Below are 18,835 nucleotides of genomic sequence, written 5' to 3'. Positions count from 1 at the left end.
AGAAGATGCGCGCGTCCCACACCGCTGGCGATCTCCACGACCGCGAAACGCTGTGAAATGAGTGGTTGACGGGATTTCGGCGGCATGGGTACGTTCTCAGATGTGTGAACGTTGCCACACCGGCCTGGCGCCACGTGGCCTTGTAGGCATGCCTGATGCTCCGCTTGATCAGTGTGGAGGCGAACCCCCGATGACATCCCCCCTCGCCCGTTGGTCCGTCTTGTCCATGTCGCTGGCCCTGGCGCTCACCTCATGTGCCAAAGGCACCGGCGGCGGCGTGGCCCCGGTGCAGTCGCCCGGTCAGTTCAACCCGGCCGCCACGTTCCAGGGCACCATTTCCGTCATGGGCTTCGGCGCCACCGATGAGGTCGGCACGACCAGGGTCGAGAAGGCCAAGGCGTCACTCGGCGGCGCGGACGTGAAGCTGATCGAAGGCGACCTCGACATCCAGCAGTTCTTGTCCTCGGTGGCGGCCGGCGACCCGCCGGACATCATCTACGCCAACCGCGACCAGATCGGCACGTTCGCCTCGCGCGGTGCCATCCTGCCCTTGACGTCGTGCATCCAGGGTGAGCAGATCGACACCTCGATGTACAACAAGAACGCGCTGGCGCAGGTGACCCTCGGCAACGAGATCTGGGGCATCCCCGAGTTCAACCAGGTGCAGATCACGATGGCCAACGCCGGCCTGCTCAAGCAGGCCGGACTGACCATCGAGGACGTCAACGGCTCCAACTGGGACAAGGTCGCCGCCGCCGCCGAGAAGCTGTACAGCGCGCCCGGCGGCAAGCTCAAGGTGATCGGCTTCGACAGCAAGCTGCCGGAGTTCCTGCCGCTGTGGGCCAAGGCCAACGGCGCCGACCTGCTGTCGGCCGACGGCAAGACCGCCCAGCTCAACAACCCCGCGGTGGTCAAGGCGCTGGAGTTCGCCGTCGGCATCTACACCGCGCAGGGCGGCTTCGCCAAGGTCAAGGCCGTGCGCGACTCAGCCGACTTCTTCGGCAAGGGCAACCAGTTCGCCACGAACGAGCTGGGCGCGATGCCGATGGAGCAGTGGTACGTCAACGTGCTCAACGACGTCTCGCCCAAGGCGCCGCTCGCGTTCGACACCTTCCGCACCCCGCAGGGGCAGCCGCTGGCGTACTCCTCCGGCTCGGCCTGGGCCATTCCCAAGGGCTCCAAGAACGCCGCGGCCGCCTGCCGGTTCGCCAAGACCATGACGCTCGTCGACTCGTGGAAGGCCGCCGCCCAGGCCCGCCTCGACCTGCGCAACAAGGACAAGAAGCCGTTCACCGGCGTCCTCACCGGCAACGTCAAGGCCGACGCGGAGATCCAGAAGATGCTCACCCCGGGCGGCGAGCCGTGGGACTCGGGGGTCAAGGCGTTCTACGAGGCCAACGACCACACCTTCAGCCTGCCGGCCAACCCGGCCGACTCGGAGTTCAAGAAGGCCTGGCAGGACGCGGTGAACCGGGTGCTCAACGGCCAGGACCAGCCGCAGGCCGCGCTCGACAAGGCACAGCAGGAGGCGCAGGCGGCGCTCGACAAGGCCTGGGCCGGCTGGACGAAGCGTACGAACTGACATGTCCCGCTCCAAGCCTCCTCTCCGGCGGTCCATGCGGTGGATCGAGACCCGGGCGGCGCTGCTGTTCATCAGCCCCTGGATCATCGGGTTCCTGATCTTCACCGCTTGGCCCGTCATCAACAGCGCCTACCTCTCGCTCACCGACTACGACGTCATCAACGACCCGTCGTTCGTCGGGTTCGACAACTACGTGCAGCTCTTCGAGGATCCGAAGGTCGGGCTGGCGCTCAGGAACACGTTCATCTTCACGATCATGTCGGTCCCGACCCAGCTCGTCGTCTCCCTCGGGCTCGCGCTGCTGCTCAACAGCGCCACGCGGGCCTCCGGCTTCTTCCGCACCGCGTTCTTCCTGCCGAAGATGACGCCGCCGGTCGCGATCGGCATCCTGCTGCTCATGCTGTTCAACGGCCAGAGCGGCCTGATCAACGGCTTCCTCGGGATCTTCGGCATCGAGGGCCCCGCCTGGACCACCGACCCGGACTGGGTCAAGCCCGGCCTGGTGCTGATGAGCCTGTGGACGGTCGGCGCCTCGGTGGTCATCATCCTGGCCGCGCTGCGCGGCGTCCCCCAGGAGCTGTACGACTCCGCGCTCGTCGACGGCGCCGGATGGTGGCGGCGCACGCTGCGGATCACCGTGCCGATGATCAGCCCGACGCTGTTCTTCCTGTTCATCGTGGACAGCATCAACGCGCTGCAGTCGTTCACCGAGGCGTACACCGCGTTCTTCGGCGCCGGCAACACCACCTACAGCAACGACGCCGCGCTGTTCTACGCGATCTACCTGTTCCAGCAGGCCTTCGAGTTCCTGCACATGGGGTACGCGTCCGCGCTGGCCTGGCTGCTGTTCATCGTGATCATGGCGATCACCGCCGTGCAGATCCTGGTGACCAGGCGGTTCGTCCACTACGAAGGGGAGCAGCCGTGAGACGGCGGATCAGGCTGATCCTGACGTGGACGGCGCTGAGCGCGTTCGCCCTCGCGTTCATCTACCCGTTCATCTGGCTGCTCAGCGCGTCGTTCAAGCCGCGCAGCGAGGTGTTCGACCACCGGATCCTGCCTGAGACCTTCACCTTCGACAACTACATCAAGGTGTGGCAGGAGGCGCCGCTGGCGCTGTGGATGGCCAACACGCTGCTGGTGACGGTGCTGGCCGCGGTCGCCGTGACGATCACCAGCGCGATGGTGGCCTGGGGCTTCGCCTACTTCCGCTTCCCGGGCAGGGGAGCGTTGTTCGGTGTCCTGCTGGCCACGATGATGCTGCCGGGCGCGGTCACCATGATCCCGGTGTTCCTCATCTGGAACTCCCTCGGCATGGTCGGCACCCTGACGCCCCTGTGGGCACAGAACCTGTTCGGCAGCGCCTTCTACATCTTCCTGCTGCGGCAGTTCTTCCTGGGCCTGCCGCGCGAGCCGTTCGAGGCGGCCAAGATCGACGGCGCGAACAACTGGAACATCTTCGCGCGCATCGCGCTGCCGCTGTGCAAGCCGGCGGTCGTGGTGACGCTGCTGTTCGAGTTCCAGGCGGCCTGGACCGACCTGATGCGGCCGCTGATCTACCTGCGCGACTCCTCCACCTTCACGGTGCCGCGCGGGCTGAAGGCGCTGCTCGACCAGTTCGGCTTCGGCGGCGAGTGGCACTGGGAGATCCTCATGACGGCCAGCGTGATCACCACGATCCCGATGATCATCCTGTTCTTCCTCGGCCAGAAGCACTTCGTCAAAGGCATCGCTACGACGGGAAGCAAAGGATGAGTTTTCCGAACGGATTCCTCTGGGGCGCCGGCACGTCCGCGTACCAGATCGAGGGCCACCACGGCCGCGGCGAGTCGGTGTGGGACGTGTTCTGCCGGCGCCCCGGCGCGATCGAGGGCGGCGGCGACGGGTCCCGGGCCTGCGACTCCTACCTGCGCTGGCGCGAGGACATCGAGCTGATCAAGGAGCTGGGGCTGCGGGCCTACCGCTTCTCGACCGGCTGGTCGCGGGTCATGCCGGACGGCACGCACGCCGACCCGAAGGCGCTCGACCACTACGAGCGCTTCGTCGACGCGCTGCTGGAGGCCGGGGTCGAGCCGGTGCTCACGCTCAACCACTGGGACATGCCGGCGACGCTGACCTGGGCGGAGCGCTCCACCGTCAACGCCTTCGCCGCCTACACCGAGCCGGTCGCCGGCCGGCTGGCCGACCGCGTCACCTGGTGGATCACCCAGAACGAGCCGTGGATCATCGCGCTGCTCGGCTTCCAGCTGGGCCTGCACGCCCCCGGCGTCGCCGACCTGGGCACCGCCGTCAAGGCCGGGCACCACGTGCTGCTCGGCCACGGCGCGGCGGCCGACGTGCTGCACACGCACGCGGGCGTCAAGGCGGCCTGCGCGCTCAGCCTCTTCCCCTGCGACCCGGCGACGGACAGCGAGGCGGACTGGGCGGCGGCCGCGGGCTCCGACGGCTACGTCAACCGCTGGTACCTCGACCCGCTGCTCGGCGACGGCTACCCCGACGACATGCGCGAGCACTGGGAACGGGCGCTCGGCCACGACCTCGGCTTCATCAGGGACGGCGACGAGGCCGCCATCGGGAGCCGCAGCGACTTCCTGGGCATCAACTACTACACCAGGCGGGTCATGGCCGCCGCGCCGCCCAACCCGTTCCCCTGGCGGGTCGTCGGGCCCAGCGGCGACGTGGCCAGGACCGACGAAGGCTGGGAGATCCACGCGGACGCGCTGCGCGACCTGCTCATCGGGCTGAGCCGCCGCTTCCCCGGCACCCCGCTCATGATCACCGAGAACGGCGGCGTCTTCGGCGACGCCCCCACCCACGACGGCCTCGTGCACGACAACCGCAGGGTCGCGTACCTGCGCGACCACGTCCAGGCCGTCCGCGCGGCCCTGGACGCGGGCGCCGACGTGCGCGGCTACCTCCACTGGTCGCTGATGGACAACTTCGAATGGGCGCTCGGCTACCGGCCCAGGTTCGGGCTCGTCCACGTCGACCACGCGACCGGCGTACGCACCATCAAGGATTCCGGGCGATACTACGCCCAGCTCATCTCCGGGGGCGGCACGGCCCCTGACCTGCCCAGGATCGAGGCGTTCGGCTAGACCATGCGCATCACCACCACCGACCAGGCCTACTTCCTGGACAGCGGTCACTACCGCCTGACCGTCTCCCGTACCGACCCCAGCGCCGAGCTGGAGGGCTGGATGTCACTCAGCCTGATCGCCTCGGTCCACACCGCGGGCGGCCGGGACGAGACGTACGAGACCCTCCCGCCCGTGCTCGTGGAGCGCGAGGGTGTGGCGATCTTCGACTTCCCCCAGCGCACGACCGCCTGGGAGACGAAGATCGTCCGGTTGACCTGTACTCCCGAGACCATCGCCCTGGAGGTCCGGGTCGAGGGCGACGGCGTGCTCGGCGACGTGACGCTGCTCGGCGGGCGGGCCGTGCTCAACACCCGTGCGGCCGGCACGTTCCGCAGCGGGCTGCATGCCCGCGGCGTCTTCAACCCCACCCCCACGCATCCCGTGCACGTCGTGCGGCCGGTGTCCACGCCGCTCGCGCTCACCGTGATCGGCGACGCCTCGCCGGGCCGCCTGCACGCGGTCTTCTCACCGCCGCCGCTGGTCCTGGCCTTCTCCAAGGAGGAGCCGGACGGCGGCGCCACCGGCGTGCCCGGCGGGCCGTGGCTGGGCGCCTCGGTACGCGCCGGGATCACCGACCTGACCTTCACCGAGCTCGCGTACGAACCGCTGGACGGCGGGGCGCTGCTGCGCTTCGACTACGAGTGCCACACGGTGGTGCACGGCTCGTGGAGCTCACCGGCCGTCGTCTTCCGCGCCGCCGCGTCCCCGTGGGAGGCGATCGCGCACCACCGCGACGACCTGGTCGCGCACGGCCTGGCGCCCGCCGGGCCCGTCCATGAGCGGCACGAATGGTGGAGCGAGCCGATCTTCTGCGGCTGGGGCGCCCAGTGCGCCCGGGCCGACGGCCGCTCGCCGGTGGACCTGTCCAGGCAGGACCTCTACGACGAGTGGCTGGCCAGGCTGGAGGAGCACGGCGTCGTGCCGGGGACCATCGTGATCGACGACCGCTGGCAGCTCACCTACGGCGACCTGCGGCCCGACCCGGCGAAGTGGCCCGCGCCGCGCGAGTGGATCGCGGCCAGGCACGCGCGCGGGCAGCGCGTGCTGCTGTGGTGGCGGGCCTGGTCGCCGGACGGGCTGCCCGCCGAGGAGTGCGTGCTCGACGCGGGCGGCCGGGCCGTGGCCGCCGACCCGTCGAACCCCGCCTACCGCCTCCGCGTCCAGGAGATCATGGAACGGCTGCTCGGCGACCTCGGCGCCGACGGATTCAAGATCGACTTCACGCAGTGGTTCCCCAGCGGCTCGCACCTGAAGGCGTACGGCTCCACCTGGGGGCTCGCCCTCCTGCACGAGCTGCTCGCCACCCTGTACGACGCCGCCAAGCGCGTCAAACCGGACGCCCTCATGATCACCCACACCCCGCACCCCGTCTTCGCCGACGTCACCGACATGATCAGGCTCAACGACGTCCTCGAACGCGACCCCCACGACAACCCCGTCCCCGCCGTCGACCAGCTCCGCTTCCGCCACGCGGTCGCCACCCACGCCATGCCCGGGCACCTCGTCGACACCGACCAGTGGCCGATGCCGAGCCGGGCGGACTGGCTCGCCTACGCCGAGGCGCAGCCCGCGCTCGGCGTGCCCGCGCTGTACTACGCCGAGTCCATCGACAACTCAGGGGAGGAGATCACCGGCGACGACCTGCGGCTCGTGGCGGGCTGGTGGCGGCGATGAGACAGGCCGAGGTCGTCGTGTACGGCGCCACCTCGGCAGGCGTGTGCGCCGCCGTCGCCGCCGCCCGGAGCGGCCTCGACACCGTGCTCCTCGAACCCGGCCGGCACGTCGGCGGCATGACGTCCGGCGGGCTCGGCTACACCGACATCGGCGACCCGCGCGTGCTGGGCGGCATGGCGGCCGAGTTCCGCCGGGCCGTCGCCGACGCGTACGGCGTCGCACCCGGCCACTACGCCGGGCCAGAGCCGCATGTCGCCGAGGAGATCTTCCTGTCCTGGCTGGAGCGTGCCGGGGTGGAGGTCGTGTTCGACGCCCCGCTGCGCGCGGTGGTCACGAACGGCGAGCGCATCTTCTCGGCCGCCACGGCAGGCGGCGACTTCGCCGCCGGGGCGTTCGTGGACGCGAGCTACGAGGGCGACCTGCTGGCCGCCGCAGGCGTGAGCCACCGGATCGGGCGGGAGGACCGCACGCTGCACGGGGAGACGTTCGCCGGGCGGCGCGAGGTCGTGCCCGGCACGCACAACTTCCCGCCGTGGATCTCCCCCTTCCGCGCCGACGGCTCCCTGCTCCCGCAGGTCGCCGACGGGCCGATGGCCGAGGTGGGCGCCGGGGACGGCGGCGTCATGTCGTACGGCTACCGCGTGTGCATGACCACCGCGCCCGATCGCATCCCGTTCGAGCGACGGCCCGGCTACGACGAGGAGCACTGGGAGCTCGGGCGGCGGCTGTTCCGGCACTGGCGGGAACGGGGGATCGGGCCGCCGGCCGGGCGGCTGGTGGGCCTGGAGCCGAACCTGCCGAACGGCAAGTGCGACGGCAACTCGCTCGGGCCCTTCTCGCTCAGCGTCCTCGACCGGTCCGCGTGGGCCTACCCTGACGCCGGTCCCGCCGAGCGCGAGCGGATCCGGCTCCACCACCTGCACCACGCCCAGGACCTGCTGTACTTCCTGTCCCACGATCCCGAGGTGCCGGCGAGCGTACGCGCCGAGCTGGGGCGGTGGGGGCTGCCGGCCGACGAGTTCGCCGACACCGGGCACCTGCCGCACCAGCTGTACGTGCGGGAGGCGCGGCGGATGGTGGGGGAGAAGCACCTCACCGAGCACGACCTCGTCCAGGGTCGGCCGCAGGACGATGTGATCGCGATGGGGTCCTATCACCTCGACATCCGGGAGGTGCAGCGGACCTGGCGGTGGGTCTACGAGCATCCCGACCCGGTGGCGATGGTGGTCACCGAGGGGTATCTGTCGGTGGGCGTTCGGCCGTATCGGATCCCGTACGGGGCAATCGTGCCGCGGCGGGAAGAATGCGCGAACCTGCTGGTGCCGGTGTGCGTGTCGGCGTCGCACGTGGCGTTCTCGTCGATCCGGATGGAGGTCCAGTACCAGATGCTCGGCCACGCCGCCGGGCTCGCCGCCGCGCAGGCGGCGGGGAGCGGGAGGGCCGTGCAGGACGTGGACGTGGCGGCCCTGCAGGCCGGCCTGGCCGCGGCCGGCCAGGTGCTGTCCCTGTGACGGGGGCGCTCGGCGAACCGGCCGGTCCCCCTGTGCCGGCCGGCGCCTCGTGGGTCAGGTCGCCGTGCTCGCCGTCGCGCGCTCCAGGGCCGCTCGCACGAACGGCGGGATCACGCCGCGCAGCACGTTCGCCTCGTGCGCCTCGGCGCGGGCCAGCGCCTGCTCGGCCGCCGTCACCCGGCCGCCTGCCGCCGGCCGCGCACCGTTCGTGAGCAGGTCGAGGGCGGCCAGGCCGGCCGCGGCCATGTCCTTGGCGGCCGCCACCCAGCGGGCCAGGTCCCTGGCGATCGGCCCCGGCACGTCCGCCGGCAACCCGGCCAGGCGGGTCAGCTCGGCGCGCAGCCGCTCGGCGGGCTCCTCGTCGAAGGCGGAGCCGTCAGGAGCGGAGCCACCGGGCACGCGGGCGTCGAGGGCGGAGGCGCACAGGGCGGTCAGGGCCGGGCTCTGGTCGTCGCCGGGCGGCCACGACGAGCACGCCTGTACCAGGGGGAGCAGCTCGGCGGCGCCCGGCAGCAGGCGCACGGCCCGCTGGTGCGAGCGCGCCGGCTCGTACGCCGCCAGGTGCCAGGCGTAGTCGGCCACCGTCGTCAGCGCCAGCCGGGAGGCCGCCGCCTCCACCATCGGGTTGGCCGTGATCCCCTCGAGCGGCACGCCGTCGAGCTCGGTCGCCCGTCCCACCAGCGGCCCGAGGAAGACCCTGGCGAAGTCGAAGTCGTTGACCGGGAAGTTGTCCCACAGGGCCACGCGGTGCCCGTACGAGGCCGCGGCCGCCGTCATGTCGTACGCCGTGATCTCGCCGACCACGACGTCGGACCCGGTCCACCAGACGAGCACGTCCGGCGGCAGCTCCTCGGCCAGCCGGTCACGGTAGGCGGTGCGCTCCGTGCCCGCGTAGTCCGTCGGCACCATGGTCAGCGGCCGCTCAGCACCGCGTGGCGCCAGGAACTCGGCGGCGAAGTCGCGGCACACGGCCGCGTGGGCGCCGGCGCTCGCGCCCTCCGCCGTGCCGTACGCCTCCCGGTCCGGCTCATGCCGCAGCTCCGGCGGGATGTCGTCGAAGAGCAGCGCGAACTCGCGTACGCCTGCCCGCCACACCTGCTCGGCCTTCGCCCGCAGCGCCGCCCGCTCGGCCGGGTCGCTGTAGACCATGGACAGGCCGGGGCTCACCGCGAACACGAACCGCACGTGCCGCGCCGCCGCCTCCGCGACCAGCTCGGACAGCCGGGCCAGCTCCTCCTCCGGGTACGGCTCCCGCCAGCGCTCCCGGTGGTAGGGGTCGTCCTTGGGGGCGTACACGTACGTGTTGAGCTTGTGCCTGCCGGAGAAGCGCAGGTGCTCCATGCGGTCGGCGTGGGTCCACGGGGTGCCGTAGAAGCCCTCGATCGTGCCCCGCAGCGGCAGGTCGGGCCAGTCGCGCACGTCGCACTCCGGCACGCACAGCCCGTGCTCCTCGCACGGGGCGGCGGCCAGGGCGAGCAGCGTCTGGACCCCGTAGAACGCGCCCGCGGGATCGGCTCCGGCGATCACCACCCTGCCGTCGCCGGCGGTGAGCGTGTAACCCTCGGCGGGCAGCTCGGCCCTCTCATCGACCCGCACCTCCACCACGACCGCGCCGGCGGGTGTATCCGGGGGGACGGCCGGAGGCTCAGTCAGGGAGGCGAAGGGGGTGAGAGCGGTGCGGAGGGCGGCGAGCGCGGTGCCGACGGCGGCGCCGCCCTGGATCAGGCACCCGCTCAGATCAACATGCGATCTGCCTATTGAGCTCTTTTTCGGACAGGGGATGATCCAGTCCAGGGCATCCATTGTGGGAACGATACCGGATAGAATCGTGCCTCGTGAGCAGTGATGTTACCGAAGTTGTGCCCGGTGTCTTCCGTGTGGAGGACACCTGTCACGTCTATGTCGTGACGGCCCCTGACCAGCCGGGGGAGGAACGCACCGGGATCGCGATCGACTTCGGTTCCGGTCGTGTGCTCGACCTCCTCGACGAGCTGGGCATAGACCGTATCACCGACGTCCTGATGACGCACCACCACCGTGACCAGGCTCAAGGGCTGGCCAGAGCGGCCGGGGCGGGGATCCCCATCCACGTCCCGCCGGTCGAGCTCGATCTCTTCGAGAAGGTCGGCGAGATGTGGTCCGGGCGCCAGCTCAGCAACGACTACGACCTGCGTGACGACAGGTTCTCGCTGCTGGAGCCGGTGCCGGTGGCCGGCGTCGTGCCCGAATACCGGACGGCCACGTACGGAGGCGTGGACGTGCGCGTGTTGCCCACCCCCGGGCACACGCCCGGGTCGGTCACGTACGTCGTGGACAAGGTCGCCTTCACCGGCGACCTCATTTACGCGCCCGGCAAGGTGTGGTCGCTGGCCGCCACCCAGTGGTCCTACACCGAGAACGAGGGCCCGGCCATGGTCGTCCTGAGCTGCGAGCTCCTCCAGCGGGAGGAGCTGGAGGTGTTACTGCCGTCGCACGGCGAGCCGATGACCGACCCGGCCTCCGCACTCGCCCAGCTCTCCCGGTCCATGCAGCGCTACGTCGACTTCCGCCGCCCCCACCCCTGGGACGTGAAGGGTCTGCTGAACAACCCTTTCGTCGAGGTGACCTCCCACCTGCTCATGAACAAGAGCGCCCAGTCCCACAGCTACGTCCTGCTGTCGGAGTCGGGCGCGGCCATGGTCTTCGACTTCGGCTACGACATGTCCACCGGCCTGGTGCACAACACCTCCCGCGCGGCCCGCCGCCCCTGGCTGGCCTCGCTGCCCGCGCTGCGCGAGCACTACGGAGTCACCAGCATCGAGGTCGCCCTGCCCACCCACTACCACGACGACCATGTGGCCGGCATGCCGCTGCTGCGCGACGTCGAGGGCACCGAGATCTGGGCGCCGTCCCACATCGCGCCCATCCTCGCCGCGCCGCTCCACCATGACCTGCCGTGCCAGTGGTTCGACCCGATCCCCACCGACCGGGTGCTGGAGCTGGGCGAGACGGTGCGCTGGCGCGAGTACGAGATCACGGTGCACGACCTGCCGGGGCACACGTTGTTCGCGGCGGCGTACGAGTTCGTGGTGGACGGCCACCGGGTGCTGGCCACCGGCGACCAGCAGGACTTCTCTGGCATTCGGGGTGAACGCCAGGAGATTCTGAATTTTCAGTACAAGAACAGGTTCAGGATCGAGGACTACCGCAAGAGCGCCGCGCTCTACCGGCGCCTGCGCCCCGAGCTCATGATCAGCGGCCACTGGCGACCCCGCTGGGTGGACGACGACTACCTTCACATGATCACCGAGCGCGGCGAGGAGCTCGTCGCCCTGCACTACGACCTGCTCCCGCTGGACCGGCTCGACCTGGAGGCGGACGGCGTGCTGTGCCGCCTGACCCCCTACTACACGGCCGTCCCGGCGGGCGGCGAGTTCGTGCTCACGGCCACCGTGCGCAACCCGTTCCCCGACAAGGTCGTCGCCACCATCGAGCCCATCGTTCCCCCAGGCTGGGAGCGCGAACAGGGATCACTGACGCTTAGGATCCCCGGAGGGGGTATGGAGCAGGTGCATCTCCGTCTCGGCGCCGACGTCGTGCCGCGGCGCCGCGTTCGCCTCGCAGTCGACTTGACCCTCGGCGATCTGCGTCTCGGGCAGCACGCCGAGGCGCTGGTCGACGTGGTCGGGGAAGGGTATCGATGACCATCGAGCGGCGTACCCCCCTCAGCCGTTCCAGGCGGCCTACGATCAAGGACGTCGCGGAGGCCGCCGGCGTCTCGCGCTCCACCGTCTCCCGCGCGCTCACCGGGCGCGGGTACGCCGCCAGCGACGTGCGCGAGCGCGTCCTGAGGGCCGCCGCGGAGCTCGGGTACGTGCCCGATGTGATGGCTCGCACGCTGAAGCAGCAGGTCAGCAGATCTGTCGGGGTCCTGGTGAGCGACCTGCGCAACCCGTTCTACGCCGAGCTCGCGGCCGGGGCCAGCAGAGAGGCCCGCGAGCGCGGCTACACGATGGTGCTGGCGGACACGAGCCTGTCGGCGCAGGCGGAGAGCGAGGCCGCCGAAGCGCTCGTCGCGCTCAGGGTGGCCGGGGTGATCGTGACGCCCAACTCCTCGGCCGTGTCCACCTACCTGGCCTCGCACGGCATCCCGGTGGTGGAGGTGGACCGGCAGTTCGCGGCCGGCTCGACCGACGGGGTCGTGGTGGGCAACCGCGTCGGCGCCCGTACGGCGACCGCGCACCTCGTCGCGCTGGGACACCGCAGGATCGCGCTGTTCATCGACGAGACCGACTGGACCACCGGCTACGAGCGCTACCAGGGATATCTGGAGGCGCTCGGGGCGGGCGACATCAAGGTCGATCCCGACCTGGTCGTCTCGTCGGGCTGGGACGTGGCCGACTCGCGGCGCCGGGCGCTCGACATGCTGCGCGGCCCGGACCGGCCGACCGCCGTGTTCGCGGCCAACAACGTGCTCGCCGAGGGCGTCTGGCGGGCCATCCACGAGCTGGGACTGCGCGTGCCCGCCGACGTCAGCCTCGTGGCCTTCGACGACACGCCCTGGATGAGCATGGTCTCGCCCATGGTCACCGCGGTGTCCCAGGACACCGTCAGCCTGGGCGTGACCGCCGTGCGCAGGCTGGACGAGCGCATCGAGATGCCCGAGGCCGACTCCGTCACCACCGTGCTCAACGTGCACCTCGTGGCACGGGAATCCACCGCCCCACCACCCATGATCTGACATTTCGCCCATCTCCTGCGTTGACCCATGGGAAAGGCCGCCCTAGGATCCCCGTGTGGGAACGATGTCACAGCCCTTGACGCGGCACGCGTTCCCGCTCGGAGGCCCCATGGAGCACGTTCTTCCCCCCGTTCTGTCCCTGGACATCGGCGGCACCAAGCTCGCCGCGGGCGTCGTCACCGGCGACGGCCGGATCCACGGCTGGCAGGTCACCCCCACCCGCAGGGAGGAGGGCCCGCAGCGCGTCCTGACCAGGCTGTTCGACCTGGGCAGGAAGGCGGTCGCCGAGGCCGGGCTGCCCGAGGTGGCCGCCGTCGGCATCTCCTGCGGCGGGCCGCTGGACACCGCGGCCGGTGTGTTGGAGTGCCCGCCGCACCTGCCGGGCTGGATCGACGTCCCGGTGGGCGCGATGGCCGCGGAGGCGTTCGGGGTGCCGTGGGCCCTTGAGAACGATGCCACAGCCGCCGCGCTGGGCGAGTTCCGGTACGGCGCGGGCCGCGGCACCAGCACGATGCTCTACCTGACCATCTCGACCGGCGTCGGCGGCGGGTCGGTCATCGGCGGCCGCTTGCACCGCGGCGCGGCCGGCAACGGCGGCGAACTCGGGCACGTCATGGTGCGTCCCGGCGGGCGGAAGTGCACGTGCGCACGCTTGGGCTGCCTGGAGGCGTACGCGTCCGGGACCGCCATCGCCGAGCGTGCCCGCGAGGCGCTGGCCGCCGGCCGTTCCTCGTCCCTGTCGGCGATCGACCGGCCGACGGCGGAGGACGTCTCCCGGGCCGCCGCGGCCGGGGACCCGCTCGCCTGCGAGATCTGGGACGAGACCACCTGGGCTCTGGGCAGTGCGCTCACCGACCTGGTGAACGCGTTCGAGCCCGAGCTCGTGGTCCTGGGCGGGGGCGTCACCCGGTCCGGTTCCCTGCTCTTCGACCCTGTGGCGGCCATCGTCGCCCGGGACGCCATGCCGCCCGCGGCGCGTGGCGCGCGGATCGAGCCGGCGCGGCTTGGGGCCGGTGTGTGCGTGGTCGGCGCGGGTGCCGTCGCCCATGACCTTCTCGTTTCAGGAAGAACCACAGCCCATGAGTGATCGCCGCACGACCGCAGAACAACCCTCCCCGCTGTCCGGGCGGGTATCCTCCGGGGAGTCCGGAGAGCCGTCCGTCCGGCCGCTCACGTCGGTGCTCGCCGAGCATGTCGAAGGGCACCTGGCCGCCGCGCGGGGCATGACGGCGCTGTTGCCGGCCGTCGAGGCGGCCGCGGACCTGCTCATCGAGACCTTCGCCCGCGGCGGCACCCTCTACACGATGGGCAACGGCGGCAGCGCCGCCGACGCCCAGCACTTGACGGGCGAGCTGATCGGCCACTACAAGCGCGACCGCCGCCCCCTCCCCACGGTGACGCTCACGACCGACGCCACGGTCATGACGTGCATCGCCAACGACTACGCCTACGAGGACGTCTTCGCCCGCCAGGTCCAGGCGCTGGCCCGCCCGGGCGACGTCGTGGCCGCGTTCACCACCAGCGGCAACTCCCCGAACGTGGTCAACGCCCTTGAAGTGGCACAAAGCAATGGCGCGGTGACGGTACTGTTCGGCGGCGGCGACGGAGGGGCCGCCTCCAAGTACGCCGACCTCCTCCTCCTTGCCCCCTCCTCAGAGACACCGCGCATCCAGGAGATCCACACACTGATGCTGCACATGATCAGCGAGAAGGTCGACGCCTGGGCGGCCGCATGACCAGGCGCCCCGCCCCCATGGCCAACGCCCCCTCCGGCGCCCAGCCGCAGGGCCTTCCGCGCGCCCCCCGCCCGGCGGCCACCCCCGACCGCACCCTGCACATGATCGGCAACGCGCATCTCGACCCGGTGTGGCTGTGGCCCTGGCAGGAGGGCTACCAGGAGGCCCGCGCGACGTTCTGGTCGGCGATCCACCGCATGGACGAGTACCCGGACTTCGTCTTCACCTGCGACCAGGTCGTGCTCCTGTCCTGGGTGGAGGAGTCGGACCCGGAGCTGTTCGCCAGGATCCGCGAGCGGGTCGCCGAGGGCCGCTGGGTCAACGTCGGCGGCTGGTGGGTGGAGCCCGACTGCAACATGCCCTCCGGCGAGTCGTTCGTCCGCCAGGGCCTGTACGGCCAGCGCTTCCTGAAGCAGAGGTTCGGCGTCACCGCGACCGTCGGCATGAACGTCGACCCGTTCGGCCACAACGCCATGCTGCCCGCGATCCTGCGCGGCCAGGGCATGGACTCCTACTGTTTCCTGCGCCCGGGACCGCACGAGGCCGAGCTGCCCGGCACGATGTTCTGGTGGGAGAGCCCGGACGGCAGCCGCGTTCTGGCGTACCGGATCCCGTTCGAGTACTGCAGCCCGCCCGGCGAGGTCGCCGGCCAGACCGAGAAGGCCCTGGGGCAGCTCGACCGCTCGCTCGGCGACCTGATGATCTTCTACGGGGTGGGCAACCACGGCGGCGGCCCCACCAAGGCCAACATCGAGTCCATCCACCGCTACGACCGCATGGGCACGTTCGGCGAGCTGACGATGTCCTCGCCGCGCCGCTACTTCGACGAGATGGCCAAGCGCCTCGGCGAGCAGGGCCTGGCCGAGCTGCCGGTGTGGCACGACGACCTGCAGCACCACGCGGCCGGCTGCTACTCCTCGCACTCCGGCGTCAAGGCCTGGCAGCGCCGGGCGCAGGCCGCGGTGCTGTCGGCCGAGCGCTGGGCCGCCGTCGCCGGCCACGACGTGCGCGCCGACCTGGAGCGGGCCTGGAAGCAGGTGCTGTTCAACCAGTTCCACGACGTGCTGCCGGGCTCGGCCATCGAGCCCGCCTACGACGACGCCCGCGACCAGCTCGGCGAGGCCGTCGCGATCTCTAAACGGATCATCACGCGGGCGCACAACGTGATCGCCCGCGACATCCGCATCCCGCAGGAGGACGGCACCCAGCCGGTGGTCGTCTTCAACCCGCACCCGTGGCCGGTCACGACCCGGGTCGAGATGCAGTACGGCCTCGCGCCCACCGGCGTGCACGTCGTGGACGACGGCGGCGCCGACGTGCTCTGCCAGCGCACCCAGTCCGTCGCGACCACGGACGACAAGGGGCGCGGCGCCACCGTGTTCCAGGCGGAGCTGCCGCCGCTGGGCTACCGCCTCTACCGCCTGCGCCAGGGCGCCCCCATGGCTCCCCAAGGCCTGTCCTGCGGTGAGCACCACATCGAGAACGACGTTTTGCGCCTGGAGCTCGACCCCGCCACCGGCTGGCTGTCGAGCCTGCTCGACAAGCGCACCGGCGTTGACCTGGTGGCCGGGGCGACCGGCGAGCACACGGTGATCTGCGAGGACCCGACCGACACCTGGGGACACCGCGTCGTGTCCTACGACTGGCCGGGCGAGGCGATGGCGACCACGAACATCGTGCTGCGCGAGGACGGCCCGCTGCGGGCCCGCGTCCGCGTCGAGCGCGCATGGGGCCGATCCACGATGGCCGAGGAGTTCATCCTGGGCGCGGGCGACGACGACGCGGTCGAGGTGCGGGTCACGCTGGACTGGCGGGAGCAGGCGCACCTGATGAAGCTGCGGTTCCCGGTCGCGCTGGCGTCGCCGGCGGCCACGTACGAGATCCCGTTCGGGCACCTGACCAGGCCGGTCGACGGGGCCGAGGAACCGGCGCAGTCGTGGGTGGACCTGTCGGGCCCCGGAGCCGGCCTGGCCGTCGTGAACAACGCCAAGCACGGCTACGACGTCTCACCGCGGTCCCCGGGCCGCAGCCCCAGCATCGGCATCACCGCCGTACGCAGCCCCGTCTACGCCTGGCACGACCCGCGGCTGCTGGACCCCGAGGGCTACTACTCCTACCAGGACCAGGGGACGCAGCGGTTCACGTACCTGCTGGTGCCGCACGCGGGCGACTGGCGGGCCGCCGGTCTCGCGCGGCGGGCCGCGCTGCTCGGCTCCCCGGTGCGGGCGATGCTGGAGAGCTTCCACGACGGACCGCTCCCCGGCGCGCGCGGCTTCCTGGACGACGGCGGCGGGCAGGTCATGGTGACCGCGGTGAAGCTGCACGAGGACGCGCCGCGCGACCTCGTCGTCCGCGCCGTCGAGACCACCGGGCGGGACTGCGTCGCCACGCTCGGCGTTCCGCTGGCCCGGGTCAGGCTGACGGCGGACTTCGGGCCGAGCCAGATCCGTACGTTCCGGATCCCCCTGGACGATCCGCTCTCCGCCGTCGAGACGGACCTCGTCGAGCTGACCACCCGCAAGGGCGCGTTCACGGTGGAAGCATGGTGACGATCGGCGAGATCGCCGTCGACGTGCTGGGCCCGGGGCCGTACACGATCGGCTGGGAGTGGGGCGGGCGGCTGCCGACCGGCCGCCGCGAGCTGCGCCTGACCGTCAGGTACGACGGCGCCGAACCCGCGGCCGGGACCGTGCGCGTCAGCAGGTCGCTGCCGGCCGCCGATCCGTGGTGGCTGATCCCCGGCCTCTTCTACGGCGAGAACCGGCCCGCGGCCTGCGCGCGCGTGTTCCCCCGCTTCGAGGCCGGCGCCGACCGGCCGGAGGAGATGGTCTCGTCCCGCTGGGGCTTCCGCGCCGACCGGGCGGCCACTCCGGCGGTCATGGTGTGGGGCGACGCCGGCGGCGCGGCGCTGATCGCGGACGAGGAGTCGGCCCTGGGCACGACGGGCCTGGCGTTGGAGCACGAGGGCGGGCAGGCGACGATCTCGCTGCTGTTCCCGTACCGCGAGTTCCCGATCACCTACTACGGGTCGGCGTTGCCGCTGCCCGCCGAGGCCGCCACGTACGTCTGGCAGCCCGGCGAGTCGCACACGCTGACCCTCGCCACGTGCGAGCTGCCCGCCGACCGGCACGCGTACGCGCCGCTGCTGCGCGAGGACCGCGCGCTCCGCCTCGAAACGGCTCCCATCCGGCCCTGGGAGGACGTCGAGTCGGCGGCCGGCATCGCCGCGGACGGCCTCTACCGCTGGCACTACGACCCGGACCCGGGCGTGCTGCTGGAGACGGCCGGCTTCGACCGTGAGGTGAGCGGTACCAACGGCGAGCGGGTGGACCGGCAGGCCATGCACGTCGGCTGGGTGAGCGGCATCCCGTGGGCGGCGGCGCTCCTGGAGCACGGGCTGCGGAGGGGGCGGCCCGAGCACGTCGCCGCCGCCGAACGGGTCATCGGGTTCATCTGCGCGAACCTGTCGCCGTCCGGCACCTTCTGGGGCACCTGGTACCGGGGTTCCGGCTGGTCGCAGAGCTGGACCCCGGTCAAGGACGCCCTGCACGCCCGCACGCTGGGCGAGGCCACGCTGTTCCTCCTGCGCGCGCTGCGGCTGTGGCCAGAGCCCCGCTGGCTGGCCGCCGCCCGCTCCAACCTGGACGCGATGGTGGCCCGCCAGCGCCCGGACGGCAACCTCGGCACGCTGCACCACGCCGCCACCGGCGAGGTCCTGTCCTGGTCGGGCGCCTCCGGCCTGACCTGGGTGGCCGCCCTGGCCGAGGCCGGCGAGGACCGCTACCTGCGGGCCGCTGTCCGCGCGGGCGAGTACTACGCCTCCTTCGTCGAAGACGAGTTCGTCTACGGCGCTCCTGAGGACGTGGATCTGGCCCCGACCTCGGAGGACGGCTACGCGGCCGTGATCGCGTACATGGCGCTGCACCGCCGCACCGGCGAGCGCCGCTGGCTCGGCCTGGCCCGCCGCGCCGCCGACTGGATGCTCACCTTCCGCTACTCCTACAACGTGCGCTTCGGTCCCCGCACACCCTTGGGCGTGTACGGCTTCGCCACCCGGGGCTCCGACCAGGCGTCCCCGTCGAACCAGCACGTGCACGCGTACGGGCTGGTGTGCACGGCCGAGCTGATCGAGCTGTCGGAGGCCCTGGGGGATCCGTACTACGCGGAGCGGGCGCACGAGACCCTGGAGTGCTTCCGCCAGCTGCTCCCGGCGGCCGACGGAGACTTCAACGCCTACCGCGGCATGATCACCGAGCGCTACTACCAGACGGACTGCTTCCAGCCGAAGGGCATGTACCTGACGCTGTCGCACGCCTGGAGCGCCGGAGTGCTGCTGCTGGCCTGCGAGCAACTGCTGGCCGGGGACCGCCGAGCCGGAACTAAGCGAGAACTAAGCGGGGACGCGCAGCCGGCCTGGGCGCTCGCTAAGCGCGCCGTGCCAGGTTCGTGAGCAGGCAGGACGCCGAAGTCCC

At 71.5% G+C, this 18,835-nt stretch carries 13 protein-coding genes; 12 read left to right on the top strand and 1 reads right to left on the bottom strand.

What is annotated here, in order from left to right; genetic code table 11:
• Positions 1–190: 190 nt before the first annotated feature.
• From ACIBX3_RS05790 to ACIBX3_RS05765, 6 genes are read left to right on the top strand one after another with little or no spacing between them, the layout of a single operon-like run.
• Positions 191–1,582, top strand: a complete 1,392-nt coding sequence (locus tag ACIBX3_RS05790; protein WP_397113529.1) for a hypothetical protein — start codon at positions 191–193, stop codon at positions 1,580–1,582.
• Positions 1,583–1,616: 34 nt separating this feature from the next.
• Positions 1,617–2,510 (top strand): carbohydrate ABC transporter permease, encoded by an 894-nt coding sequence (locus ACIBX3_RS05785; protein ID WP_397113527.1) that lies wholly within the window; start codon positions 1,617–1,619, stop codon positions 2,508–2,510.
• Positions 2,507–3,337, top strand: coding sequence for a carbohydrate ABC transporter permease (locus ACIBX3_RS05780; RefSeq protein ID WP_397113525.1), 831 nt, complete (start codon positions 2,507–2,509; stop codon positions 3,335–3,337). The genes ACIBX3_RS05785 and ACIBX3_RS05780 overlap by 4 nt, the downstream gene beginning before the upstream one ends.
• Positions 3,334–4,680: a GH1 family beta-glucosidase gene (locus ACIBX3_RS05775; protein WP_397113523.1), complete on the top strand. Its 1,347-nt coding sequence runs from the start codon at positions 3,334–3,336 to the stop codon at positions 4,678–4,680. The genes ACIBX3_RS05780 and ACIBX3_RS05775 overlap by 4 nt, the downstream gene beginning before the upstream one ends.
• Before the next feature lie 3 nt (positions 4,681–4,683).
• Positions 4,684–6,396 (top strand): hypothetical protein, encoded by a 1,713-nt coding sequence (locus ACIBX3_RS05770; RefSeq protein WP_397113521.1) that lies wholly within the window; start codon positions 4,684–4,686, stop codon positions 6,394–6,396.
• Positions 6,393–7,907, top strand: coding sequence for an FAD-dependent oxidoreductase (locus ACIBX3_RS05765; protein WP_397113519.1), 1,515 nt, complete (start codon positions 6,393–6,395; stop codon positions 7,905–7,907). Before ACIBX3_RS05770 ends, ACIBX3_RS05765 begins: the two co-directional genes overlap by 4 nt.
• A gap of 54 nt (positions 7,908–7,961) precedes the next feature.
• On the opposite strand, the gene ACIBX3_RS05760 is transcribed toward ACIBX3_RS05765, so the two are convergent.
• Positions 7,962–9,710, bottom strand: coding sequence for a beta-N-acetylglucosaminidase domain-containing protein (locus ACIBX3_RS05760; RefSeq protein ID WP_397113517.1), 1,749 nt, complete (start codon positions 9,708–9,710; stop codon positions 7,962–7,964).
• A 32-nt stretch (positions 9,711–9,742) separates the two neighbouring features.
• On the opposite strand from ACIBX3_RS05760, the gene ACIBX3_RS05755 reads away from it, so the two are divergent.
• The 6 genes from ACIBX3_RS05755 (at position 9,743) to ACIBX3_RS05730 (ending at position 18,813) form a co-directional block, all read left to right on the top strand.
• The gene (locus tag ACIBX3_RS05755; protein ID WP_397113515.1) at positions 9,743–11,590 is read left to right on the top strand and encodes an MBL fold metallo-hydrolase; all 1,848 of its coding nucleotides are present in this window, start codon (positions 9,743–9,745) and stop codon (positions 11,588–11,590) included.
• On the top strand, positions 11,587–12,627 hold the full coding sequence (locus tag ACIBX3_RS05750; protein ID WP_397113513.1) for a LacI family DNA-binding transcriptional regulator: 1,041 nt from the start codon (positions 11,587–11,589) through the stop codon (positions 12,625–12,627). The genes ACIBX3_RS05755 and ACIBX3_RS05750 overlap by 4 nt, the downstream gene beginning before the upstream one ends.
• Positions 12,628–12,736: 109 nt before the next feature.
• Positions 12,737–13,714 carry an ROK family protein gene (locus ACIBX3_RS05745; RefSeq protein ID WP_397113511.1) on the top strand — a complete coding sequence of 326 codons (978 nt, stop codon included), beginning with the start codon at positions 12,737–12,739 and terminating at the stop codon, positions 13,712–13,714.
• Complete coding sequence (locus tag ACIBX3_RS05740; RefSeq protein ID WP_397113509.1) at positions 13,707–14,363, top strand: SIS domain-containing protein; 657 nt, start codon at positions 13,707–13,709, stop codon at positions 14,361–14,363. Before ACIBX3_RS05745 ends, ACIBX3_RS05740 begins: the two co-directional genes overlap by 8 nt.
• Positions 14,360–16,912, top strand: a complete 2,553-nt coding sequence (locus ACIBX3_RS05735) for an alpha-mannosidase (protein WP_397113507.1) — start codon at positions 14,360–14,362, stop codon at positions 16,910–16,912. The genes ACIBX3_RS05740 and ACIBX3_RS05735 overlap by 4 nt, the downstream gene beginning before the upstream one ends.
• Positions 16,906–18,813 (top strand): hypothetical protein, encoded by a 1,908-nt coding sequence (locus tag ACIBX3_RS05730; RefSeq protein WP_397113505.1) that lies wholly within the window; start codon positions 16,906–16,908, stop codon positions 18,811–18,813. Before ACIBX3_RS05735 ends, ACIBX3_RS05730 begins: the two co-directional genes overlap by 7 nt.
• The last annotated feature ends 22 nt before the right edge of the window (positions 18,814–18,835 follow it).

It is taken from the genome of Nonomuraea sp. NPDC049480 (genome assembly GCF_044465905.1).
GTDB lineage: Bacteria > Actinomycetota > Actinomycetes > Streptosporangiales > Streptosporangiaceae > Nonomuraea.
This window is presented reverse-complemented; position numbering and strand designations above follow the sequence as displayed.

Coding starts and splice junctions, on each gene's coding strand:
- ACIBX3_RS05790 (WP_397113529.1), top strand. CDS start 191: ATGACATCCCCCCTCGCCCGTTGGTCCGTCTTGTCCATGTCGCTGGCC.
- ACIBX3_RS05785 (WP_397113527.1), top strand. CDS start 1,617: ATGCGGTGGATCGAGACCCGGGCGGCGCTGCTGTTCATCAGCCCCTGG.
- ACIBX3_RS05775 (WP_397113523.1), top strand. CDS start 3,334: ATGAGTTTTCCGAACGGATTCCTCTGGGGCGCCGGCACGTCCGCGTAC.
- ACIBX3_RS05770 (WP_397113521.1), top strand. CDS start 4,684: ATGCGCATCACCACCACCGACCAGGCCTACTTCCTGGACAGCGGTCAC.
- ACIBX3_RS05765 (WP_397113519.1), top strand. CDS start 6,393: ATGAGACAGGCCGAGGTCGTCGTGTACGGCGCCACCTCGGCAGGCGTG.
- ACIBX3_RS05760 (WP_397113517.1), bottom strand. CDS start 9,710: ATGGATGCCCTGGACTGGATCATCCCCTGTCCGAAAAAGAGCTCAATA.
- ACIBX3_RS05750 (WP_397113513.1), top strand. CDS start 11,587: ATGACCATCGAGCGGCGTACCCCCCTCAGCCGTTCCAGGCGGCCTACG.
- ACIBX3_RS05745 (WP_397113511.1), top strand. CDS start 12,737: ATGGAGCACGTTCTTCCCCCCGTTCTGTCCCTGGACATCGGCGGCACC.
- ACIBX3_RS05740 (WP_397113509.1), top strand. CDS start 13,707: ATGAGTGATCGCCGCACGACCGCAGAACAACCCTCCCCGCTGTCCGGG.
- ACIBX3_RS05735 (WP_397113507.1), top strand. CDS start 14,360: ATGACCAGGCGCCCCGCCCCCATGGCCAACGCCCCCTCCGGCGCCCAG.
- ACIBX3_RS05730 (WP_397113505.1), top strand. CDS start 16,906: ATGGTGACGATCGGCGAGATCGCCGTCGACGTGCTGGGCCCGGGGCCG.